The organism is Streptomyces sp. NBC_01190, from assembly GCF_045039895.1.
Classification (GTDB): domain Bacteria; phylum Actinomycetota; class Actinomycetes; order Streptomycetales; family Streptomycetaceae; genus Actinacidiphila.
In genome coordinates this window covers 3,294,565-3,317,937 of sequence record NZ_CP108580.1, presented here as the reverse complement: position 1 = coordinate 3,317,937, position 23,373 = coordinate 3,294,565, and the positions used below count along the sequence as shown (strand labels likewise).

The window sequence follows — 23,373 nt, the reverse complement described above, 5'->3', positions numbered from 1 at the left end:
ATGACCGCGGCCCCCTCCGTACGGGACCGGCTGCCGTTCAGGACCGCCGCGCCGCCGGTCTCCGGGATCCTGCGGCCCCGGCTCATCGCGGTCTGCGCCGCCCTGACCGTCGCGGTGTTCCTGCTCTTCTGCTGGGGCGTCGCGATCGGCGACTACCGGGTGAGCCTCACCGGTGTGGTGAAGGCCCTGGCGGGCTCGGGCGATCCCGGAACGGTGCTGGTGGTAAGGCAGTTGCGGCTGCCGCGGGCGCTGACCGGGCTGCTGGTGGGCATCGCCTTCGGCATCTCGGGGGCGCTCTACCAGACCATGACCCGCAATCCGCTGGCCAGCCCGGACATGATCGGCCTCACCGAGGGCGCGGGCACCGCCGTCGTGGCGGGCATCGTGCTCGGCTGGGGCGGCGGTCTCGGCACCCAGGCGCTCGGCCTGTTCGGCGCCTTCGCCACCGCCCTGATCGTCTACGCGCTCGCGCTCAGGCACGGCGCGAGCGGCTACCGCATCATCCTGGTCGGCATCGGCGTGTCCTGGATGTGCACCAGCGCCACCGACTATCTGCTCGCCCGCGGCCAGCGGTTCGAGGCCGAGGCCGCGCTCGGCTGGCTGGTCGGGAACCTCAACGGCCGTACGTGGAGCCAGGTGACGCTGCTCGGCTCCGCGATGGCGGTGCTGGTGCCCGCGGCGCTGGCGATGAGCCGCTGGCTGCGCACCCTGCAACTCGGCGACGACGTGGCGGCGGGTCTCGGCACCCCGGTACGGTCAGCCCGGTTTCTGCTGATGCTCGTCGGTGTGGCGCTGATCGCCTTCGGTACGGCGGCGGCCGGACCGGTCGCCTTCGTGGCGCTGGCGGCGCCGCAGATCGCCCAGCGGCTGGCCGGCACCGCGTATCCGCCGCCGGCCGCCTCGGGACTCACCGGGGCGCTGGTCGTGCTCGGCTCCGACCTCATCGCACGTGAGGCGATCCCCGGCACCGAACTGCCGGTCGGCATCGTCACCGGCGTCATCGGCGCGCCGGTCCTGCTCTGGCTGCTCATCCGCGCCAACCGCGCGGGCTCAGGAGGCTGAACGCATGACGACCGCGGAACCCGACAAGCGGCCGGGCCCCGAACTGCGGGCCGAGGGCCTGCACCTCGGCTACGACCACCGGGTGGTCGTCGAGGACCTCGACCTGGTGGTGCCGCCGGGCCGGATCACCGCCATCGTCGGCGCCAACGCGTGCGGCAAGTCCACCCTGCTGCGCGCCCTGGCCCGGCTGCTGGCGCCCCGGCGGGGAAGCGTGCGGCTCGACGGGCGGGCGCTGCGGTCCATCCCCACCCGGGAGTTGGCGCAGCGGCTCGGCATCCTGCCGCAGACACCGGTGGCCCCGGAGGGCCTGACCGTCATCGACCTGGTGAGCAGGGGCCGTTCACCGCACCAGACCTGGTGGCGGCAGTGGTCGGAGTCCGATGAAGCGGCCGTCCGCGAGGCGCTGGCGGCGACCGGCCTGACCGGGCTCGCCGACCGCGCGGTGGACGAGTTGTCCGGCGGTCAGCGGCAGCGCGCCTGGATCGCCATGGCCGTCGCCCAGGGCACACCGGTGCTGCTGCTCGACGAGCCCACCACGTATCTCGACCTCGCCCACCAGATCGATGTCCTCGATCTGATCACCGACCTCAACCGGCGGGAGAACCGTACGGTGGTGATGGTGCTGCACGACCTCAACCACGCCTGCCGGTACGCCGATCACGTGATCGCCATGAAGTCCGGCCGGATCGTGGCGCAGGGCCGGCCGGCCGAGGTGATCACCGCCGCCACGGTCGAGGACGTGTTCGACCTGCGCTGCCAGGTCACCACCGACCCGGTCAGCGGCACCCCGCTGGTCATCCCCATGGGCCGGCACCACACCGGGGTGGCGGCCGGCACGGACTGACGGGCGCGGACCGACCGGCACCGGGGCGGCCCCGCCACCGCCGCCCCCACCGCCGCCCGGTACCCCGGCGGCTCGCGGTCCACCACCCGCCGCCGCCAGAGCCGCTCACCCCGGCAGCACCGTCGTCCCGCCGCCCCCCGCCCGCCCCGCCGCGGTCAGTCCCCGCAGCAGGGCGTGCGGCGCGCGCCCGTCGAGCACCCGGGCCATCCGTACCCCGGCCCGCACCGCGAGCAGGCAGCTCTCCATCTTCGGCGCCATACCCCCGCCCAACGCAGGCAGCAGCGACTCCAGTTGGTCGGCGGTGAGCCGGTCGAGCACCCGCTCGCGGCGCGGCCAGTCGGCGTAGAGACCGGGCACGTCGGTCAGCACGACCAGCGCCTCGGCGCCCAGGGCGGCGGCGAGCGCGCCGGCCGCCGCGTCCGCGTTGACGTTGTAGACCTGCCCGTCGGCGCCCCGGCCGACCGACGACACGACGGGGATGTGGCCGTTCGCCAACAGCAGGTCCACCACAGCCGTGTTGACCTCGGCCACCGCGCCCACCAGCCCGATGTCGACCGGTGCGCCGTCGACATGGGCCGGGCGCCGCACCACCGTCAGCGTGTGCGCGTCCTCGCCGGTGAGCCCGACCGCGTACGGACCATGGGCGTTGAGCAGACCGACGAGTTCGCGCTGCACCTTGCCGGCGAGCACCATGCGCACCACGTCGAGGGTTTCCGGGGTGGTGACCCGCAGCCCGGCCACGAAGACCGGTTCGATGCCGAGCCGGTCCAGTTGGGCGTCGATCTGCGGGCCGCCGCCGTGCACCACGACCATGCGCACGCCCGCCTGCCGCAGCCGTACCACGTCCTCGGCGAAGGCCCGCCGCAGCGCCTCGTCCGCCATGGCGTGTCCGCCGTACTTGGCGACGACCGTGTGCCCGCGCAGCCCGTCGAGCCGCCGGCGCGGCTCCTGGCCGGCGAGGACGGCGCTCACGGCCTGGCCGTGAGATAGCCGCCCATGGTGCGGAACCAGTCGGTCGCCGCGTACTCGGTGCCGTCCTCGGTGCGCAGCCGGCGGATGACGAGCCCGGGACGCGCGCCGTTGCGGGCGTCCGCGCCGGCCACGATGACGACCCCGTCGCCCTCCCGGATGAAGACCCGGCCCGGCGTGCCGCCGTAGTGGGCCTCGGACACGGCCGCGGCGACGATGCTGATCCGCTTCCCCCGGTGGTGGGTGAAGGCGCTGGGATACGGGTCGGACTGGGCCCTGACCAGCCGTTCCAGGTCCTCGGCCGGCCAGCTCCAGTCGATCCGGCCGTCCTCGACCGAGCGCTTGTGGAAGAAGCTGGCCCGGCCGCGGTCCTGGGCCGTCCAGCGGGCCTCGCCGGAGGCGATCAGGTCGAGCGACTCGCGGACCAGGGGCGCGATCAGATCGACCGTGCGGTGGAAGAGGTCGGTCGCGGTGTCGGCCGGCCCGACCGGCACCGACCGCTGCGACAGGATGTCGCCCGCGTCGAGTTCGGCGGTCATCCGGTGGGCGGTCACGCCGACCTCCCGCTCGCCGTTGATGAGCGCCCAGATGATCGGGGAGAAGCCCGCGTAGGCCGGCAGCAGCGAGTCGTGCACGTTGAGCGTGCCGTGCGGCGGCAGGTCGAAGATCTCCGGCGGCAGCCAGGTGCGCCAGTTGTTGGCCACGATGATGTCGGGGGCCGCCGAGCGGAGGGCGTCGATCAGTTCGCCGTCGTCGGGGCGGCTGCGCAGCAGCACCGGAACGCCGTGTTCGTCCGCCAGGTCGGCGACCGAGTCGTCCCAGATCTTTTCGTACGCGTGATCGCTCTTCGGGTGGGTGACGACGAGGACGACCTCGTGGGCGGAGTCCAGCAGTGCCTGTAGCGTGCGATGGCCCCAGGTCTGATAGCCGAACACGGCGACCCGCATGGCGGTTGTCCCTTCGACGACGTGATTGCAAGGTAAGGCTAACCTTATCTAGGATGAGCCTCGCTGAGGGAGGCGATGCGACGGTGAAAGCACCGGACAGTGGGCCGCGGATCATCCATGACGTGCTCGGAATCGGTTTCGGCCCGTCAAATCTGGCGCTCGCCATAGCCGTTGAGGAGCACAACGCGGATCAGCCGGCCGCGGGCGGGATCGACGCCCTGTTCCTGGAGCGGCAGCCGGGCTTCGGCTGGCACCGGGGCATGCTGATCGACGACGCGACGATGCAGGTGTCCTTCCTCAAGGACCTGGTCACGATGCGCAACCCGACCAGCGACTTCAGTTTCCTGTGCTTCCTGCGCGAGCGCGGCAGGATGGTGGACTTCCTCAACCAGAAGACGCTCTTCCCGCTGCGGGTGGAGTTCCACGCGTACTTCGAGTGGGCGGCGGCGCGGGTCGCGCACCTGGTCTCCTACTCCTCCGAGGTGCTGTCGGTGACACCGGTGCGCGACGAGGACGGCGGGGTCCAGCACTTCGACGTGACCTGCCGCACGCCGGGCGGCCTGTCGGCGACGGTGACCCACCGGGCGCGCAACATCAGCGTCGCGGTCGGCCTCGAACCACACCTGCCGCCGGGCACCGCGCTGTCCGAACGCGTCTGGCACAACAGCCAGTTGCTCCCCCGCGTGGCCGAACTCACCGCCGCGGGGACGCCGGTCCGCCGGGCGGTCGTGCTCGGCGCGGGGCAGAGCGCCGCGGAAGCGGTCGACTATCTGCACCGCACCTTCCCCGACGCGGAGATCTGCGGTGTCTTCGCCAAGTACGGCTACACACCGGCCGACGACAGCCCCTTCGCCAACCGGATCTTCGACCCGGAGGCGGTGGACGTCTACTTCGACTCCCCGTCCGAGGTGAAGCAGTCGCTCTTCGACTACCACCGGTCCACCAACTACTCCGTCGTCGACATGGACCTGATCGAGGCGCTGTACGCGACGGCGTACCGCGAGAAGGTGCAGGGCCGGGAACGGCTGCGCTTCCTCAACGTCTCCCGGATCCGCGAGGTGGGGATCGGGGACGAGGGGCTCGAGGTCGCGGTGGAGTTCCTGCCCACCGGTGAGCGGCAGGTGCTGGCGACGGACATCCTCGTGCACGCCACCGGCTATCGCGCGCGGGACATCGGCACGCTGCTCGGCGAGGCCGCCAAGATCTGCCTGCGCGACGACGGTGACGCGGTCCGGGTCGGCCGCGACCACCGGGTGGAGGTCACCGCCGACGTGCACGCGGGCATCTACCTCCAGGGCGGCACCGAGCACACCCACGGACTCGCCTCGACCCTGCTGTCCACCACGGCCGTGCGGGCCGGCGAGATCCGCGACTCCCTCGTCTCGCGGCTCGTCGCGAGCTGACCGCGGCTGCCCCGGCCGTCCCGGGGCGGCGTCGTCCGGTCCCGCCGGCCGGTCCGGTACCGCTTGCCCGGAGCGGGGGCGAGGCGGGGAGGTACGGTGAAGGGCGTGACGGACGAATCCACACGCGCGGCGCGACTGCTCGACGCCCAGGCCAAGGCGGCGGTGCTGTTCGGCGAGATCGAGAAGCGCCGGCTGGTCGCCGTGGGCCAGGGCGAGCGGGCGGTCAGCGACCGGATCCGCGACCTGGCCAACGAGCTGTTCGGGACCACGCACTACTGGCACAAGCGGATCGTGCGGTCCGGCCCCAACACCCTGCTGCCCTACCGGGAGAACCCGCCGGACCGGGTCATCGGCGCGGACGACATCGCCTTCGCCGACTTCGGGCCGGTCTTCGAGGAGTTCGAGGCCGACTTCGGGCGGACCTTCGTCCTCGGCGACGACCCCGTCAAGCACCGGCTGCGCGACGACCTGGCGCGTGTCTTCGCGGCCGGCCGCCGCGCCTTCGAGGCGGACCAGGGCATCACCGGCGAGCAGCTCTACGCCGAGGTGGAGCGGCTGGCGGCGGAAGCGGGCTGGCAGCTCGGCGGCTGGCACGTCGGGCATCTGGTGGGCGAGTTCCCGCCCGAGTACGCCGACTGGGAGGACGTCGAATCCCACATCGTGCCGGCCAACGACAAGCCGCTGCGCCGTACGGACGAGGCGGGACAGCTCGTGCACTGGATCCTGGAGATCCATCTCGTCGACCGCGACCGGGGCTTCGGCGGCTTCTACGAGGAACTGCTCGACCTCTGAGGCGCGCGTAGGCCGGGTGTTGTCGGTGGACGGAGGCGAGGAGCCCGGTCTCGTTGGGGGCCGGGCTCCGCACCGATCGGTCCGCCGGTCGGGAGTCGGCCGGTCAGGAGCGCGCGGACCGGCCGCGCAGGAGGGCGAACGCCGCCGCGGCCAGGCCGAGGACGCCGACGGCGAGGCCGGCGACACCGATGCGGCGGGCGGTGGAGTCGTCGGACGACGCCTTGGCGGTGGACGCGGCCGGCGCCGGGGCCGCCGGGGGCGGGGGTCAGTCGCTCGGCTGGTCCGCGGTGCGCAGGCCCGCGCTCCACTTCTCCTCGATGTTGCCGAACTTCCAGACCGCGAAGGCGATCGCCCAGGTGGCGAAGAAGAGGCCGACGATGACGTAGCCGACGATGTTGAGGTCGAGGCCGCCGACCCAGTCCCAGAAGGCGCCGTGCAGGTTCGCCTTCTCGCTGACGAGGCCGAGGAGTTCCACGGTGCCGATGATGAGCGCGACGGCGACCGACAGGCCGGTGATGGTGAGGTTGTAGTAGACCTTGCGGACGGGCTTGGAGAAGGCCCATTCGTAGGCGAAGTTCATGAACGAGCCGTCGATGGTGTCGAGCAGGCACATGCCGGCGGCGAAGAGGACCGGCAGGCAGAGGATCGCGTACCAGGGCAGTCCTGAGGCGGCGCCGGAGCCGGCCAGCACGAGCAGCGCGATCTCGGTGGCGGTGTCGAAGCCGAGGCCGAAGAGCAGGCCGATCGGGTACATCTGCCAGGGGCTGGTGACGGACTTCATCAGCCGGCCGAGGATCCGGTTCATGAAGCCGCGGTTGTTGAGCTGTTCCTCCAGCGCGGCCTCGTCGAAGTGTCCTTCGCGCATCCGGCGGAAGACCTTCCAGATCCCGGCGAGGATGAGCAGATTGACGAAGGCGATGGCGTAGAGGAACGTCCCCGAGACGGTGGTGCCGATCCAGCCGGTGACGCTGTGCAGGCCGGAGTTGTCGTCCTCGACCGGGCTGGCCAGCGACTTCACGCCCATCGAGAGCAGGAAGGCCAGGGCGAAGACGATGCTGGAGTGGCCGAGCGAGAACCAGAAACCGACCGACAGGGGCCGCTTGCCCTCACCCATCAGCTTGCGGGTGGTGTTGTCGATGGCGGCGATGTGGTCGGCGTCGAAGGCGTGCCGCATCCCGAGGGTGTAGGCGGTGACACCGATGCCGATGCCGAAGGACTTGGTGCCCAGGCTGTAGTGGTTGGGGGCGACGATCGCGACGAGGGTGAACCAGCCGATCACGTGCAGTGCCACGATGAAGGCGGCCATCCCGCCCAGGCGGCTCCATTCGGCTCTGGTCATCGCGCCGGATATCCGTCGCCAGCGGGAGCCTGCGGCCGGCTCGGCGGGTGCGGTGATGGTCATGTGGTCGTCCTTCGTCTTCGTGGCCTGGGACAAGCTAGACGCGCACTCCTACTAGTTGCAAGCTACTGGCAATAAGGGGTGCACGTCACGCACCCCCGCTGTGAACGGCGGAAACGGAGATGTGAAAAGGTGCATCCGCCGAGACAACGCGCCCCCCGGCGCGCCCCCGCCCCCACCACCGCCACGAACCGCCCCCGTCGGCGGGCTGGGTCTGCCCCCTGGGCCCGCGCCCCCCGGCGGTCGGAGCGCCGTACCGGTCAGATCTTGAAGACCTGGGGACCCGGTCCACAGAGCACGAGGAGATCGTCGGGGTCCGACGACAGGATGGTGACCGGAGCAGGCGAGGCCAAGGCGGTGGCCGCCACAATCGCGTCGATCGCGTACTTGTGGCCGTGCAGCCCTGGGGTATTGGCGTGGGGTTGGGCCGGGAGAGACCGGTGAGCGCGTAGATTCGTGCTATGGATCCGCTTTTGCCCCTTGTGGCCGATGTGAACGGGCTGGCTGTCGAGTACGTGCGGGCCGGGGAGGGGCCGACGCTGGTGCTGCTGCACGGCTACCCGCAGACCTGGTACGAGTACCGGGCGGTCGTGCCCGCGCTCGCCGAGCACTTCACGGTGATCGTGCCGGCGCTGCGGGGCGCGGGCGGGTCAGGCGCGCCCGACGGGGGTTATGACAAGAAGACGATGGCGCGGGACCTGCGCGGGCTGCTCGGCGGTCTCGGGCTGGACCGGCGGATCAACCTGGTCGGGCACGACATCGGCAGCATGGTGGCGTACGCGTACGCGGCGCAGTACCGGGACGACGTGGCCAGGCTCGTGTTGAGCGAGGCGCCGATCCCCGACGCGAGCCTCTACCAGTTCCCCACCCTCACCCCCGGCGGACCCGGCCTGTGGAACATCGGGTTCTTCAACCTCGCCAACGGGCTGCCGGAGGCGGTGATCCAGGGGCGCGAGGCGGTGTGGGTGGAGAAGTTCATCGGCTCCATGGCGGTCCAGCGGGAGCGGGCGGTCGCCCCCGACGCCGTACGCGCGTACGCCCGCGCGCTCGCCGACCCGGACCATCTGCGCGGCAGCCTCGCCTGGTTCAGGGCGCTGGCCCAGGACGTCGCCGACAACCACGGCTTCGCCGAGCGGCCCCTGCCCATGCCGGTGCTCGCCGTCGGCGCCGCGGCCAGCCTCGGCGAGGTGGTCGCCGACCAGGCGCGCCGCTACGCCACCGACGTCAGACGCGAGGTGATCGCCGACAGCGGCCACTGGATCTTCGAGGAGCACCCCGAGGAGATGACCCGCCTCCTCCTCGACTTTCTCCACTGACCCGCGCCGCGGCAGGCGTTCGCGACAACGGTCCGTACACGTAGCCGCCGGCCTCATCCGACCGGCCGTTTCGACGGTCCGGCGGGTCGCGGGGGCCGGCTCCGCGGCGGACGGGCGGTCCGCCGCGGAGCCGGGCCCGGCCGGGTCGTGCCGGGTCGGGTTGGGTTGGGTCAAGAAGGCAGGTTCCACACCTGGTTGGCGCCACCCGTGCAGTCCCAGATCTCCACCTGGGTGCCGGCCGTGGTCGACCAACCCGTGTCGTCCAGGCACTTGTTGGACTGCGGGTTGTACAACGAGCCGTTGGACTGCGGTATCCAGACCTGGGACCCGGTGCTGTTGCAGTCGTAGAGGTCCACCAGCGTGCCGTTGGCGGTGCCGCCGGCGCTCACGTCGAGGCATTTGCCCAGTACGTGCAGGGTGCTGCCGGCCTGGACGACCGTCCACTGCTGCGCGCTGCTCCCGTTGCACGTGTAGACCTGAACGGGGTTGTAGTTGGCGGTGCTCGCCGCGCGGTCGTCAAGGCAGAGGCCCGCGTAGCCGGTGATGGCGTGGCCACCGCTCGGCGGCGGAGTGGTGCCGCCCCCGCCGCTGGTGCTGTACGCGGCGACCCAGCCGACGCTCATCGTGCCGCCCGAAGTGGTGGCGGAACTGGGCGAGTTGCAGCCGCAGACACCGTTGGGGAAGCCGCCGCCCATGGCCAGGTCGAAGATGATGTTCAGGTTGTGGTCGAAGGCCTGCTGCCAGGTCGACGTGCCGATCTGGCCCTCGGTGACGGTGAAGTACGAGGCGCCGTCGAGGTAGAAGGTGATCGACTCGGCGGAGGTGTTGGTCCGGTCGAGGATCATCGAGTACGTGTGGTAGCCGGTCTGACAGCCACCGCAGCCGCGCAGCCCGCTGCCGACGCCGTTGCCCTCGTTGCAGACGCCGCCGGGGTACGTACCGCAGTGCACGGTGCCGGCCACCTGGGAGAGGGCGTTGACGTCCTCCATGATGTCGATCTCGCCGTTCTCCGGCCACTGGCCGGGGCCGAGCATCCAGAAGGCGGGCCAGTAGCCGAGCCCGTTGCCGGGGTTGGGCTGCTGGATCGACGCGGAGACCTGCAACTTGCCGCCGGCCGGGGCGCCGACGACCGCGCTCGGGGTGTGGATCCGGCCCGAGGTCCAGTTGCTGCCGCTGCCGAGGGCGGTGATGTTCAGATGACCGTTGCCGTCGAGGTGGACGTTGCTGGTCGAGTTGGTCATGGTCTCGATCTCACCGGTGCCGAAGTTCGAGCCCGGACCGGTGTCGTACGTCCACTTGGCGCCGTTCGGCGCGCTGCCGGCTCCCCCGGCGAAGTCGTCACTGAACACGGTGCTCCAGCCGGAGGGCGCGCCGGGCACGGTGACGGCGTCGGCGGCCGGCGCCTCGGTCGCCAGGACGGCGAGCGCGCCGAGCGCCACCGGCAGGGCGAGGCGGCGCCACCGCCGGATCAGCCGCGAGAGCCGCGGCAGGGGACGGCCAGGCGAGGAATGATCAGTCACGTTCAAGCTCCTGACGTTCCGTCATGACGGGTGGGGGGAGAGCGGGTGCGGCCGGTCCGGGCCGCGGGGGTCCCTTGGTGTTGAACTCTGATCGGTAGCGATTGAACTGGTGTACATGTCATGTCGTCAAGGCCTGCCCCCGCCATCGACCCGCACCTCTTGGGCGCCCCGGCTCCCAGCGCCACCCCCGACGCCACCCAGCCCCCGCGGCGCCCTCGTCCGCTCCGTCAGAGCGTGGTGTGGCCCGTGACGAGGGCGGTTGCCAGCAGGGAGAGCTGGGAGCGTTGGCCGGGGGTGAGGTGGGCGGCGAGGGCGTGAATGCGGGGGTTGCCGTCGGCCTCGATGGTGCGGGCCAGGTCGTGGCCCTGGTCGGTCAGCGCGACCAGCACCGCGCGGCCGTCGTGGGGTGAGGGGGTGCGGCGGACCAGGCCGCGGCGCTCCGCCCGGTCGACCAGACCCGTCATGCTGGATTTGTCGAGCCCGAGGTGGCGGGCGAGCTCCTGCATGCCGGGCTCGCGATCGCGCAGCACGCCGAGCAGGCGGAGCTGGATGACCGAGAGGCCGTACTCCGCGGCGAGCTTGCCCAAGGTGGCCTGCACCAGGAACGAGAGCTGGGCAAGGCCGTCCACGATCCCGAGGTCGCCGGCCTCGGCGGACGCCTCCGACGCGCCCGCTTCCTCCTCGCCGGACGCCTCCGGCGCCCCCTCCCGTACCGAAGCGCCGACGGCGGCGTCGGCGTCGGGGGCGGGGGCCGAGGCGGGAGTGGCGGCTGGACGGCGAGGCATGCCCCCATTGTACGCGAGGTAGTACGTGCCACCAATCACTTGACTTGGTACGTGGCACGAATTAATTTGGTTCGTGTCACCAACTACCTGCTTCCCGGTGCTCCGCCGACGGCCTGACCTGCCGCCCAGGACGCCCAACGCACACCCACCGAAGGAGAGTCGAGCCATGGCACACACCACCGACACCGAGGTGATCATCTGCGGCACCGGCGCGGCGGGGCTGACCCTCGCCATCGATCTCGCCCGCCGCCAGGTCGATTTCCTGCTGATCGACAAGGCCCCGCACCCCTTCATCGGCTCGCGCGGCAAGGGCATCCAGCCCCGGAGCCAGGAGCTGTTCGAGGACCTCGGGGTGCTGGACCGGCTCGTCGCCTCGGGCGGCTGGTATCCCCTTGAGCGCGTCTACGCCGAGGACGGCGGCGCGGTCGATAAAGCCGCCGTCGTGACGGCGGACCCGACACCGGCCGAGCCGTACCAACGTCCCCTGCTCGTCCCGCAGTTCCTTACCGAGCGCCGGCTGCGCGAGCGGCTTGCCGAACTCGGCCACGCCCCGCTCTACGGCCACGAACTCGTCGGCTTCGACCAGGACGCCGACGCCGTGTCCGCGCGAATCACCACCCCGGACGGGGAGTTGGCCGTCCGGGCCCGGTATCTGATCGGCGCGGACGGCGGATCGAGCTTCGTCCGCAAGAGCCTCGGCATCGACTTCCCCGGAAAGACCCTAGGGGTGCGGGCGATGGTGGCCGATGTGCTGGTCGACGGTGTCTCGGCGGACGTCTGGCACCGCTGGGGCCAGGGCAGCGCCGCGCAGATATCGCTGTGCCCGCTCTACGGCACGGACATGTTCCAGCTCCAGGGCCCGGTCCCCTTCGGCGTCGACGTCGATCTCTCGGCCGAAGGGCTCACCGCGCTGCTCCGCGAACGCACCGGCCGGCAGGACGTGGTGGTCCGCTCGGTCTCCTGGGCCTCCGCGTTCACCATGAACTCCCGGCTGGCGGCGACCTATCGGCGCGGGCGGGTGTTCCTGGCCGGCGACGCGGCGCACTGCCACCCGCCGACCGGCGGCCAGGGCCTCAACACGAGCGTCCAGGACGCGTACAACCTCGGCTGGAAGCTGGCCGCCGTGCTCGACGGCGCGCCGGAATCACTGCTCGCGACGTACGAGCAGGAGCGGCGGCCGATCGCCGAGGCGGTGCTCGGCCTCTCCGAGAAGCTGCTCGAAGCGGCCAAGAACCGCGACAACCGGCGGGGCCGCGAGGTGAGCCAGCTCGATCTCGGCTACCCGGACTCGCCGCTGTCGCTGCCCGGCGGCCCGGACGGCCGGTCGGGCGTCCTGCCCGGCGATCGCGCGCCCGACGCGCCCGTGACCGGCGCGGGCGGGCTCGGCACCCGGCTGTTCACCCTCTTCCAGGGGCCGCACTGGACGCTGCTCGGCTACGAGGTCGACGCGGCCACGGCGCCAACTCCGCGGGCGGGCCTGCGTATCCACATCGTCGGGGCCCGGGGTGACCTCGCCGACAGCGGCGGGCACGTCGGCCGCGCGTACGGGGCGGCGGCCGGGCAGTGGGTGCTCGTCCGGCCGGACGGCTACGTGGCGGCGGTCCGCGCGGCGGCGGACCTCGACGCCATCGGGACCTACCTCGACACGGTGGGCGTAGGGCCGGCGCGGCGGCGTGTTACGGGAGCGGGCGGTGACACGCCCGTACCGGCCGCGCCGGAACGCGGCGCCCCCGCCACCCGCCGCGAACACCGCGACGCCCGCGAAGCCGCCGAACGCCGCCGCGCCACCGCTGAGCGCGAGCTGCACCGCCTCCAACGCCAGGTCACCCGCGACCTGCGGGCCGTCCGCCGGGAAGCCGAAACCGCCGTGACCGCCTCCCGCGCCGAACTCGCCGTCCTCGGCGCCCAGGCCCTCGCCAAACTCGCCGCGAGCCTCCGCCTCCCGGCGGCTTCCCGGGTTCACCAGGGCAGCGGGCCGTTGACGTCGAAGTAGCCGCCGGTCGGGCCGTCGGGGGCGACCCCTGCCATCCGGACGATGATCTCCGCGCCCTCCTCAACCGTCTGCGTGCCCGTGTTGGCGTTCAGGTCGGTCCTGGTGAAGCCCGGTTCGACCACGTTGATCCGGATCCGCGGGAAGGCCTTCGCGTACTGCACGGTGACCATGTTCAGCGCGATCTTGGACGCCGGGTAGGCGACGCCCGGGTACGCGTACGTCGGCGTGCCGGGCGTGGCGACGTGGGCCAGGGAGCCGAGGCCGCTGCCCACGTTCACCACGACCGGGGCGGCGGAGCGCAGCAGCAGCGGCAGGAACGCGTGGGTGACGCGCACCACACCGAAGACGTTCGTCTCGAAGAGCGGCCGTATCGTGTCGGCGGTCTCCGCCGCCGCGTCCACCACGGACCCGTCCGGCCCGCGACCCTCGATCCCGGCGTTGTTGACCAGGACGTCGAGGCCCCCCTCGGCCTCGATGGTGGCCGCCGCCGATACCACGGACGCCTCGTCGGTGACGTCCAGCAGGACCGTACGCGCGCCGACCCGCTCGGCGGCCCGGCGGCCGCGCTCGGCGTCCCTGCTGCCGATGTAGACGGTGTGGCCAGCGGCGACGAGCCGGCGGGCGGTCTCCAGGCCGAGGCCCTTGTTGGCCCCGGTGATCAGTGTTCTGGTCGGTCCGGTGTTTCCGGCCGTGCCGGCGGCTGCGGTCAGTTCGGTGGCTCCGGTGGTGTCGGTCAGTTCATTGGTTCCGGTCGTTTTCGTCATGCCTCACAGACTCCGGCCCACCCCGTACGGCCAGCCAGTCGTCCCCTCTTCCTGGGACTGTCCGTACCAGGCTCGGCCGCGCCCGGCGAGGCACACTGGGAGCATGGCTTCGGCGGAGTTCGGCAAGGCGGTGCGCCGGTGGCGCGATCGGATCGCGCCCGACGCGGCGGGGCTGCCCGCCGACCGGCACCGGCGCGCCGCCGGGCTGCGCCGCGAGGAAGTGGCCATGCTGGCCGGCATCTCCGTCGACTACGTCACCCGCCTCGAACAGGGCCGCGCCTCCAACCCGTCCGCGCAAGTCGTCGAGGCCCTGGCCAGGGCGCTGCGGCTGTCGCGGACCGAGCGGGACCACCTCTTCCAGCTCGCCGGGCTCGCGACGCCGAGCCGGGACACCGTACCCGCGTACGTCACCCCGAGCGTGCAGCGCATGCTGGACCGGCTGGCCGGGACACCGGTCGCGGTCTACGACGCGATGTTGACGCTGCTCGTCGCCAACCCGCCGTACGCGGCGCTGATGGGCGATCCGTCCGGCTGGCGCGGCAACGAGCGCAACGCGGTGTGGCGGAACTTCACCGGTCTCGCCGGCCGGGTCCGGCATACGCCGCAGTCGCGGCGCGCGCTGGAGTCGGTGCAGGTCACCGACCTGCGCTCGGCCAGCGCCCGCTACCCCGCCGACCAGCGGCTGCGGCGGCTGATCGCCGAGCTGAACGCGACGAGTGAGCGGTTCGCCGAACTCTGGGAGTCCGGCACCGTCAGCGAGGAGCGGGCCGCCCGCAAGACCATCGAGCACCCGCACGTGGGTGCGCTGACGCTGGACTGCGACATCCTCACCGTCGCCGGCAGCGACCTGCGCGTCATCGTCTACACGGCCGAGCCCGCCACCGAGGACGCCGACCGACTCGCCCTGCTCACCGTCCTGGGCACCCAGTCCCTCGTCGGCTGACCCCCTGACCGGGTAGAGACGCGCCACCCCGCGCGCCCGTCGACCCGGGCCGGACGGTGCTGGGCCGTTCGGGTGGTAGTTGGGTTGTGTGCTGGTCTGGTGAGCTGGTGAATGGGTTACTTGGGCGGCATAGGAACCCCGGTCGGCTGCCCACCTCTCCCCGGGGGACCGGTAATCGCCGCACGTGCCGCAGGACGGCCGGCGGCGGACCGACGGGCACCTCTGGGAAGGCCGGCCACCGTGACGCCCCATGGACACACCGGACGTGAGACCCCCTCTGGACGCCCGTCGCGACCACACGGAAGTCCACGATGAGAGGCACTCATGTCCGAAGGAATCACATCGCAGTGGCGTCAGCTCATCAGGTTCCGCACCTTCGACCGTCCACAGCTCACCACGCTCGCCGACCCGGCCATCGCGGTCGGCGGCTTCCCCACCTCGGTGGCGGTCACTCCGAGCGGCCTGTCCGGCTACGTCACCAATGAGGACGACAACACCGTCAGCGTGATCAGCACCGCGACCAACACCGTCATCGCCACGATCCCGGTCGGCTCCGTACCGTTCTGGGCGGCCGTCTCCCCCGACGGCCTGTCCGTCTATGTGACCAACTCCGGCGGCAACACGGTCAGCGTGATCAGTACGGCGACCAACACCGTCACCACCACCATCCCCGTCGGGTCGGTTCCCCTCGGGATCGCCGTCGCGCCCAGCGGCCTGCTCGCTTACGTCGCCAACTCGGCCGACGGCACCGTCAGCGTGATCAGCACCGTGACCAACACGCTCACCGCCACCATCCCGGTCGGCACCGCCCCCTTCGGCGTGGCCATCGCGCCCAACGGCCTGCTCGTTTACGTGACCAACTCCGGTGGCAACACGGTCAGCGTGATCAGTACCGCGACCAACACCGTCACCGCCACCATCCCGGTCGGCACCGCCCCCTTCGGTGTGGCGGTGACCCCCGACGGCCTGTACGCCTATGTGGCAAACAACGGCGACAACACCGTCAGCGTGATCAGCACCGCGACCAACACGGTCACCGCCACCGTCCCGGTGGGTTCCGCCCCGCTCGGGGTGGCCATCGCGCCCAGCGGCCTGTCCGCCTATGTGACCAACAACGGCGACAACACGGTCAGCGTCATCGACACCACGACCCATACGATCAGCGGCTCGATCCCGGTCGGCGCCGCGCCCTTCGGGGTGGCCATCGCGCCCAGCGGCCTGTCCGCCTACGTGGCCAACAACGGCGACAACACCGTGAGCGTCACCACCACCGCGCCCTTCCCGACCACCACCGCCCTCACCTCCGCCCCCGACCCCTCGGCCCTCGGCCAGCCGAAGACGCTCACCGCCACGGTCACTCCGGTGCCCCCGGGAGGCGGCACCCCCACCGGGACCGTCAGCTTCTTCGACGGCGTCATCCTGCTCGGCGCCGGGATCCTGACCGGCGGCGTGGCGACCCTGACCACGTCCGTCCTCACCGTGGGCTCGCACCCCCTGACGGCCGTCTACACCGGTGACACGAACTTCACCGGCTCCACTTCGCCGGTGGACACCCAGACCGTCACCCAGGCCGCGACCACCACCGCCCTGACGTCGGCGCCCGACCCGTCGGTGTTCGGTCAGCCGAAGACGCTCACCGCCACCGTCACCCCGGTTCCGCCCGGACTCGGCATCCCGATCGGGACGGTCAGCTTCTTCGACGGCGCCACCTTCCTCGGCACCGGGATCGTGATCGGCGGCGTCGCGACGTTCATCACCTCGACGCTCACCGTGGGGTCGCACGCGCTGACCGCCGTGTACTCCGGTGACGTCAACTTCACCGGCTCTACGTCACCGGTGGACACCCAGACCGTCACGCAGGCGGCGACCACGACCACGCTCACCTCGGCGCCCGACCCGTCACTCTTCGGTCAGCCGAAGATCCTCACCGCCACCGTCACCCCGGTCCCGCCCGGACTCGGCCTCCCCACCGGCGCGGTCAGCTTCTTCGACGGCGCGACCCTCCTCGGCACTGGGACGCTCGTCGCCGGCATCGCCGTCCTCACCACGTCCGCCCTCGCCGTGGGGTCGCACGCGCTGACCGCCGTCTACTCCGGCAGCGGCAGCTTCACCGGGTCCACCTCGCCCGTGGACACCCAGACCGTCACGCAGGCGGCGACCGCCACCGTCCTGACCTCGGCGCCTGATCCCGCCGTCTTCGGCCAGACCAAGACCCTGACCGCCACGGTCACTCCGGTGCTCCCGGGAGGCGGCACCCCGACGGGAACGGTCAGTTTCTTCGACGGCGTCACCCTGCTCGGAACGGCGACGGTGATCGGCGGCGTGGCGACGCTGATCACGTCGGCCCTGACCGTGGGGTCGCACGCGCTGACCGCCGTCTACTCCGGCAGCGGCAGCTTCACCGCCTCCACCTCGCCGGTGGACACCCAGACCGTCACGCAGGCGGCGACCGCCACCGTCCTGACCTCGGCGCCTGATCCCGCCGTCTTCGGCCAGACCAAGACGCTCACTGCCACGGTCACTCCGGTGCTCCCGGGAGGCGGCACCCCGACGGGAACGGTCAGTTTCTTCGACGGCGTCACCCTGCTCGGAACGGCGACGGTGATCGGCGGCGTGGCGACGCTGATCACGTCGGCCCTGACCGTGGGGTCGCACGCGCTGACCGCCGTCTACTCCGGCAGCGGCAGCTTCACCGCCTCCACCTCGCCGGTGGACACCCAGACCGTCACGCAGGCGGCGACCGCCACCGTCCTGACCTCGGCGCCTGATCCCGCCGTCTTCGGCCAGACCAAGACGCTCACTGCCACGGTCACTCCGGTGCTCCCGGGAGGCGGCACCCCGACGGGAACGGTCAGTTTCTTCGACGGCGTCACCCTGCTCGGAACGGCGACGGTGATCGGCGGCGTCGCGACGCTGACCACGTCCGCCCTGACCGTGGGGTCGCACGCGCTGACCGCCGTCTACAGCGGCAGCGGCAGCTTCACCGCCTCCACCTCGCCGGTGGATGTCCAGACGGTGAGCAAGGCGAACACCACCACTTCGCTCACCTCGGCGCCGGACCCGTCGACCTTCGGCCAGCCGAAGACCCTGACCGCCACCGTGATGGCGGCGGCCCCGGCCACTGGCACCCCGATCGGGACCGTCAGCTTCTTCGACGGCGCCATCCTGCTGGGGACCGCGAGCCTTATCGGCGGTACGGCGACGCTGAACACCGCCGCCCTGACCGTGGGGTCGCATTCGCTGACGGCCGTCTACTCGGGCAGTGGCAGCTTCAACGCCTCCACGTCGCCGGTGGACGTGCAGACGGTGAGCAAGGCGAACACCACCACCGCGCTCACCTCGGCGCCCGATCCCTCCGTCTTCGGCCAGCCGAAGACACTGACCGCCACCGTCACCCCCGTACTCCCGGCCACCGGCACCCCGATCGGGACCGTCAGCTTCTTCGACGGCATCACCCTGCTGGGGACCGCGAGCCTCGTCGGCGGCGTCGCGACGCTGAACACCGCCGCACTGACCGTGGGGTCGCACTCCCTGACCGCCGTCTACTCGGGCAGTGGCAGCTTCAACCCCTCCACCTCGCCGGTGGACATCCAGACGGTAAGCAAGGCGAACACCACCACCGCCCTGACCTCCGGCCCTGACCCCTCGGCCTTCGGCCAAGCGAAAACCCTCACCGCCACGGTCGCCCCGGTGGCGCCCGGATCCGGTGCCCCGAGCGGCACGGTCAGCTTCTTCGACGGCGCCACCCTCCTCGGCACCGGCACTCTGACCGGGGGCGTGGCGACGCTGACCACCGCAGCCCTCGCCGTCGGCGCGCACGCGCTGACCGCCGTCTACAACGGCAGCGTCGGCTTCACCGCCTCCACCTCGCCGGTGGACATCCAGACGGTCAACAAGGCGAACACCACCACCGCCCTCACCTCGGCGCCCAACCCGTCCACCGTCGGCCAGCCCGTCGTCCTCACCGCCGCGGTAGCCCCGGTGGCGCCCGGATCCGGCGCCCCCACCGGCACGGTCAGTTTCTTCGACGGCGCCACCCTGCTCGGCACCGGCACTCTGACCGGCGGCGTGGCCACGCTGACCACCTCCGCCCTCGCCCTGGGCCCGCACGCGCTGACCGCCGTCTACAGCGGCAGCGCGAGCTACAACGCCTCGACGTCCCCCGCCATCACCCAGACCGTGACGAATACGTCTCCGGTGGCGACCAAACTCACCGCCACCCCGGCCAGCGCGACCATCGGGCTCGACGGACTGGCCCACATCGGCACGCTCAAGGCGACCCTCACCGTGCTGAGTTCGGGCGTACCGGTGCCCGGACAGACGATCACCTTCAAGGTGGGCACCACGACGCTGGGCACCGGAGTGACCAACGCCAGTGGTGTGGCCCAGCTCAGCAACACCACCATCAGTCCGCAAGCGATCATCCTCGCGGGCAGCCGCTTCACGGCGACCTTCGCCGGGACCGCGGGCTTCGGACCGGCCACGACCACGGCACCTCTCGTCCTCGCCTGACGAGTCCGGCACCTGACGGGGCGCGGCGCGGCGCTCCGGACGCGCAACAACATCCACCGGACCGGTTATTGACCCATTCCGGTCAGCTTCCGGTCAGCGGATCGCGCCGACCGCCTGTCATTCCTCCTTCCCCGCTCCATCAATGGGACAAATCCTCTCGGGAGAAACCATGTTGCGCACCAACAAGGGGCCGACGAAACAGATGACCTTCAGCCGCGGCTCCACGAAACCCCAGCTGCCGACCGCCAGAAGCACCAGGACCCCCCACGGCGAGCGCGGTACGCGCTCGCTCGGACCCGCGGCCGTCCTGCTCTCCGTGCTCATGGCGTTCCTGTCGTTCCTGTCGTTCCTGGCATTGGCACCGGCCGCCGCCGCGCGGGACTGGGACGATCCCGGCTGGGACCAGTGCGGCGGATGGTCGCACGGCTCGCAGTGGGACTGCTCGCGCCAGGCGTACGTGGTGAACCAGGGCGCCAACACCGTGTCCGTCATCGACACGAGCACCAACAACACGACCCGGACCATTCCGGTGGGCGCGTCCCCCTTCGGTGTGGCCGTCGACCACCCGCGTGATCGCGCCTTCGTCACCAACCACGGCGCCAACAGTGTGTCCGTCATCAACACGGACACCAACCGGGTGACCGCCACGATCCCCGTCGGCGCCGGTCCCTTCGGTGTCGCCGTCGACGAACAGCGCAGGCGTGCGTACGTGGCCAATGACACCGCCGGTACGGTCTCGGTGATCGACACGGCCGCCAACACACTGACCGACACCGTGACCACCGGCGGCAACCCGTTCGGTGTCGCGGTGGACGAGAGCAGGCGGCGGGCGTACGTCACCGACATCGCCGCCGGTACGGTCTCGGTGATCAACACCGCCACCGACCAGATCACCGCGACCATCACGGTCGGCGCCGGCCCGGTGGCGGTCGCCGTGGACGAGGACCGCGGCCGCGCCTACGTCAGCAATCAGGGGTCGGACAGCGTCTCCGTGATCAACACGGCGAGCAACACGGTGATCGCCACGATCGCGGTGCAGCCGGCGCCGTTCGGTGTCGCCCTCGATCCGCGGAACAACCGCGCGTACGTGGCGGGACAGGGCACGGACCGGCTGTCCGTGATCAACACGGCGGCCAACACCGTACTGACCACCGTCCCGGTCGGCCAGGCCCCGGTCGGTGTGGCCACCGATCCCAGCCGCGGCCGGGTCTACGTGACCAACCTGCTCTCCAACAACCTGTCGGTGGTCAACTCCAGCACCAACCAGGTGGTGTCCACCGTTCCGGTGGGCGCGGCTCCGACCGGAGTGGCGATCGACTAGCCAACACCTCTTCATACCGTCGAGCGCGGGCGACCGACGGCCGCCGCCGTTGCCACGGCGGCGGCCGTTTCCGCGGCACGGAGCAATAGGCGGCGGGATGCCGGGCAGTCGTCGCTGGAAGCTGGTAACGGGCAAAAAAGGTCATAGGCAACCGAGTTACCGGCGCGGTCCATCGGCCCCGCCGGAAGGCAGAAGGAGATCTCACCATGTGTCGTCTGTTCGGCATGAGCAGCGGTCCGCGCCGTACACACGCGACGTTCTGGCTGCTGGACGCGCCGGACAGCCTCAGCGACCAGAGCCGGCGCAACCCCGACGGCACGGGTATCGGCTACTTCGGCGCCGACGGCAAACCGGAGATCCACAAGGCGGCGATCGCCGCGTACCAGGACCGCTCCTTCGCCGAGGAGGCCAAACGTGTCGAGTCCTCGACCTTCCTCGCGCACATCCGCTTCGCCTCCACCGGCGCGCTGACCGACCGCAACACCCACCCGTTCGAGCAGGACGGCCGGGTGTTCGCGCACAACGGGGTGATCGAGGAGCTGGAAGCGCTCGACGCGGAGCTCGGCGAGGACCTGTCCCTGGTGCGGGGCGACACGGACTCCGAGCGGTTCTTCGCCCTGATCACCCGCCAGACCCGGGCGCACGGCGGCGATGTCACCGCGGGCATCCGGGACGCGGCCGGCTGGGTGGCGGCACACCTGCCCGTCTACGCCCTGAACCTGATCCTCGCCACCCCGCACGAGCTGTGGGCGCTGCGCTACCCCGACACACACGAGCTGTACGTGCTGAACCGTCCCGGCGGCGGCCGGCACGGCGACCGCCATCTCGACCACTGCGGCAGCGACGGCCATATGCGGGTCAGGTCGCAGCAGCTCGCCGCGGTCCCCGCGGTGGTGGTCGCCAGCGAACGGCTGGACGACAACCCGGACTGGCGGCTGATGGCGCCGGGCGAACTCCTCCATGTCGGCCCCGACCTCGCCGTCACCAGCCAGATCCTGCTCGACGCCGCGCCCCGCCACCCCATGTCCCTCGCCGACCTCCGCCCCGAGGCCGCCGCCTCCCAGCGGCCGAGCTGATCCCCGCTCGGCGGACGTACCGCGAAGTGCCTCTGCGGACGTACCGCGAAGTGCCTCTGCGGACGTGCCTCGGCGGACGTGCCTCAGCGGAAGTAGTGGCCCGCTTCGAGGTCGGCGATGAGTCCCGGCTGGGTCGGGTGCCAGTCGAGCAGTTCGCGGGTGAGGGCGCTCGACGTCGGGACGTCGGCGCCGAGGGCACCGCCCAGCCAGCCGAAGTGTCCGGCCGCGTCCGCCGGGGAGACGGAGACGGCCGGGACGCCGAGGTGGCGGCCGATGAGCTCGGCGATGTCCCGGGTGGGGACGCCCTCGTCATCGACCCCGTGCAGCACCGAGCCGGCCGGGGCCTTCTCCAGCGACAGCCGGAAGAGCCGGGCGGCGTCCAGACGGTGCACCGCGGGCCAGCGGCTGGATCCGTCGGCTATGTAGCCGGAGACACCCTTGTCGCGGGCGATACCGATCAGCGCCGGCACGAATCCGTGGTCGCCCTCGCCGTGCACCGTCGGGGACAGGCGGACGACGGACGAGCGGACGCCGCGCTCGGCGAAGGAGAGGGCCACGACCGCGTTGGCGGATCGGTGCGAGAAGGGTGCGTTCGGGTCGGGCGCGTCCTGCTCGGTGGCCGTCCGCCCGGACCCCGAGGTGAGCCCGAGCGTCCCGCCGGTGATGACCAGCGGCCGGTCGGTCCCCTCCAGCGCGGCGCCGAGCGTTTCGATGGCGCGCAGGTCGGCCCGCGCCGCCGCCTCGTACTGCGAGAAGTCGTGGATGTAGGCGAGGTGGATCACCCCGTCGGACGCGGCGGCGCCGGCCCGCAGGCTGTCGAGGTCGCCGAGAGCGCCGCGCTGCACCTCCGCTCCGGCCGCGGCCAGGGCGTCGGCGGAGGCGTCCGAGCGGGCGAGCCCGAGGACCTTGTGGCCGGCGTCGATGAGTTCGGGCACCACGGCGGAGCCGATGAAGCCGGACGCGCCGGTGACGAATACACGCATGGAAGAACTCCGAATTCCAGGGGGCGGACCGGGTCCGCGCGCGACAGGGCAGGCGCGCCCGGGCCGATCGATGTCAGTTACTGTCATCAACCATAGCAGTTGATGTCAGCGACTGTCATCAAGTAGGATCTCAGCCATGAGCCGATGGGAGCCAGACGCACGCGGGCGGCTCGAACAGGCCGCGCTCCAGCTCTACAGCGAGCGCGGGTTCGACCAGACCACGGTGGCGGAGATCGCCAAGCGGGCGGGGCTCACGGAGCGGACGTTCTTCCGGCATTACGCCGACAAGCGGGAGGTCCTGTTCGGGGGAGCCGGCCCGTTGCAGGAGCTGTTCGTGAGCACCCTGGCCGGCGCGCCGGAAGGCGCCACTCCCATCGAGGCGGTGGCCGAGGCCCTTGAGGCCGCCGCGGCGCCGTTCCGGGAGCGCCGCGCCTTCGCCCGGCAGCGCCAGGCCGTCATCGCCGCCAACGCGGAGCTGCGGGAGCGCGAGCTGATCAAGCTCGCGTCCTTGGCCGCGGCGCTCGCCGACACGTTGCGCCGGCGCGGTGTCGGCGAGCCGGCCGCGAGTCTGGCCGCGGAGGCGGGGATCGCCGTCTTCAAGGTGGCGTTCGAGCGGTGGACCGCCGACACCGGCCAGCACGACCTGCCGTACCACCTGCGAGAGTCGCTCGATGAGCTGAAAGCCGTGACCGCGGGCGGCTGATCCCCCCGGCCGGCCGGGCCGTCGCGTCAAGCCGCCGCGCC

General features: G+C 71.7%; 18 protein-coding genes and 1 pseudogene. 11 read left to right on the top strand and 8 right to left on the bottom strand.

Going from position 1 to position 23,373, the window contains the following annotated elements:
* Both OG519_RS13795 and OG519_RS13790 read left to right on the top strand, forming a co-directional pair.
* Positions 1-1,062: a FecCD family ABC transporter permease gene (locus tag OG519_RS13795; protein WP_405583051.1), complete on the top strand. Its 1,062-nt coding sequence runs from the start codon at positions 1-3 to the stop codon at positions 1,060-1,062.
* 4 nt (positions 1,063-1,066) lie between these two features.
* Positions 1,067-1,906, top strand: a complete 840-nt coding sequence (locus OG519_RS13790) for an ABC transporter ATP-binding protein (RefSeq protein ID WP_405583049.1) — start codon at positions 1,067-1,069, stop codon at positions 1,904-1,906.
* A gap of 105 nt (positions 1,907-2,011) precedes the next feature.
* Here OG519_RS13790 and argB read toward each other — a convergent pair whose 3' ends face one another.
* Both argB and OG519_RS13780 read right to left on the bottom strand, forming a co-directional pair.
* On the bottom strand, positions 2,012-2,878 hold the full coding sequence (argB, locus tag OG519_RS13785; RefSeq protein ID WP_405583047.1) for an acetylglutamate kinase: 867 nt from the start codon (positions 2,876-2,878) through the stop codon (positions 2,012-2,014).
* Complete coding sequence (locus tag OG519_RS13780; RefSeq protein WP_405583045.1) at positions 2,875-3,822, bottom strand: methionyl-tRNA formyltransferase; 948 nt, start codon at positions 3,820-3,822, stop codon at positions 2,875-2,877. The genes argB and OG519_RS13780 overlap by 4 nt, the downstream gene beginning before the upstream one ends.
* A 53-nt stretch (positions 3,823-3,875) precedes the next feature.
* Here OG519_RS13780 and OG519_RS13775 point away from each other — a divergent pair, with 53 nt between their 5' ends.
* Together OG519_RS13775 and OG519_RS13770 are read left to right on the top strand one after the other, a co-directional pair.
* The gene (locus tag OG519_RS13775) at positions 3,876-5,225 is read left to right on the top strand and encodes a lysine N(6)-hydroxylase/L-ornithine N(5)-oxygenase family protein (RefSeq protein ID WP_405583043.1); all 1,350 of its coding nucleotides are present in this window, start codon (positions 3,876-3,878) and stop codon (positions 5,223-5,225) included.
* A gap of 105 nt (positions 5,226-5,330) precedes the next feature.
* A complete protein-coding gene (locus tag OG519_RS13770) occupies positions 5,331-6,017 on the top strand; it encodes a M24 family metallopeptidase (protein WP_405583041.1) in 687 nt (228 codons plus the stop codon).
* Between the two features lie 265 nt (positions 6,018-6,282).
* Here OG519_RS13770 and OG519_RS13765 read toward each other — a convergent pair whose 3' ends face one another.
* Together OG519_RS13765 and OG519_RS13760 are read right to left on the bottom strand one after the other, a co-directional pair.
* Entirely contained in the window at positions 6,283-7,356 is a 1,074-nt protein-coding gene (locus tag OG519_RS13765) for a HoxN/HupN/NixA family nickel/cobalt transporter (protein ID WP_405592714.1), read from the bottom strand.
* 320 nt (positions 7,357-7,676) lie between these two features.
* Positions 7,677-7,820: pseudogene (locus OG519_RS13760) on the bottom strand (DNA-binding protein); the annotation flags it as partial.
* 57 nt (positions 7,821-7,877) lie between these two features.
* On the opposite strand from OG519_RS13760, the gene OG519_RS13755 reads away from it, so the two are divergent.
* Positions 7,878-8,732 carry an alpha/beta fold hydrolase gene (locus OG519_RS13755; RefSeq protein WP_405583039.1) on the top strand — a complete coding sequence of 285 codons (855 nt, stop codon included), beginning with the start codon at positions 7,878-7,880 and terminating at the stop codon, positions 8,730-8,732.
* A gap of 170 nt (positions 8,733-8,902) precedes the next feature.
* On the opposite strand, the gene OG519_RS13750 is transcribed toward OG519_RS13755, so the two are convergent.
* Complete coding sequence (locus OG519_RS13750) at positions 8,903-10,252, bottom strand: ricin-type beta-trefoil lectin domain protein (RefSeq protein WP_405583037.1); 1,350 nt, start codon at positions 10,250-10,252, stop codon at positions 8,903-8,905.
* A 227-nt stretch (positions 10,253-10,479) separates the two neighbouring features.
* Positions 10,480-11,037 (bottom strand): MarR family winged helix-turn-helix transcriptional regulator, encoded by a 558-nt coding sequence (locus tag OG519_RS13745; RefSeq protein WP_405583035.1) that lies wholly within the window; start codon positions 11,035-11,037, stop codon positions 10,480-10,482.
* Positions 11,038-11,203: 166 nt separating this feature from the next.
* Between OG519_RS13745 and OG519_RS13740 the strand changes: the two genes are divergently transcribed.
* On the top strand, positions 11,204-13,030 hold the full coding sequence (locus OG519_RS13740; RefSeq protein ID WP_405583033.1) for an FAD-dependent oxidoreductase: 1,827 nt from the start codon (positions 11,204-11,206) through the stop codon (positions 13,028-13,030).
* On the opposite strand, the gene OG519_RS13735 is transcribed toward OG519_RS13740, so the two are convergent.
* Positions 12,997-13,794 (bottom strand): SDR family NAD(P)-dependent oxidoreductase, encoded by a 798-nt coding sequence (locus OG519_RS13735; RefSeq protein WP_405583031.1) that lies wholly within the window; start codon positions 13,792-13,794, stop codon positions 12,997-12,999. The genes OG519_RS13740 and OG519_RS13735 overlap by 34 nt on opposite strands.
* A gap of 103 nt (positions 13,795-13,897) precedes the next feature.
* Between OG519_RS13735 and OG519_RS13730 the strand changes: the two genes are divergently transcribed.
* From OG519_RS13730 to OG519_RS13715, 4 genes are all read left to right on the top strand, one after another.
* Positions 13,898-14,737, top strand: coding sequence for a helix-turn-helix transcriptional regulator (locus OG519_RS13730; RefSeq protein WP_405583029.1), 840 nt, complete (start codon positions 13,898-13,900; stop codon positions 14,735-14,737).
* A gap of 324 nt (positions 14,738-15,061) precedes the next feature.
* Positions 15,062-19,249: an Ig-like domain repeat protein gene (locus tag OG519_RS13725; protein WP_405583027.1), complete on the top strand. Its 4,188-nt coding sequence runs from the start codon at positions 15,062-15,064 to the stop codon at positions 19,247-19,249.
* Between the two features lie 169 nt (positions 19,250-19,418).
* The gene (locus tag OG519_RS13720) at positions 19,419-20,570 is read left to right on the top strand and encodes a beta-propeller fold lactonase family protein (RefSeq protein WP_405583025.1); all 1,152 of its coding nucleotides are present in this window, start codon (positions 19,419-19,421) and stop codon (positions 20,568-20,570) included.
* 206 nt (positions 20,571-20,776) lie between these two features.
* Entirely contained in the window at positions 20,777-21,646 is an 870-nt protein-coding gene (locus OG519_RS13715; RefSeq protein ID WP_405583023.1) for a class II glutamine amidotransferase, read from the top strand.
* An 83-nt stretch (positions 21,647-21,729) separates the two neighbouring features.
* On the opposite strand, the gene OG519_RS13710 is transcribed toward OG519_RS13715, so the two are convergent.
* Complete coding sequence (locus OG519_RS13710) at positions 21,730-22,629, bottom strand: SDR family oxidoreductase (RefSeq protein WP_405583021.1); 900 nt, start codon at positions 22,627-22,629, stop codon at positions 21,730-21,732.
* A gap of 136 nt (positions 22,630-22,765) precedes the next feature.
* On the opposite strand from OG519_RS13710, the gene OG519_RS13705 reads away from it, so the two are divergent.
* Positions 22,766-23,332, top strand: a complete 567-nt coding sequence (locus OG519_RS13705) for a TetR family transcriptional regulator (protein WP_405583019.1) — start codon at positions 22,766-22,768, stop codon at positions 23,330-23,332.
* Positions 23,333-23,373: the final 41 nt, after the last annotated feature.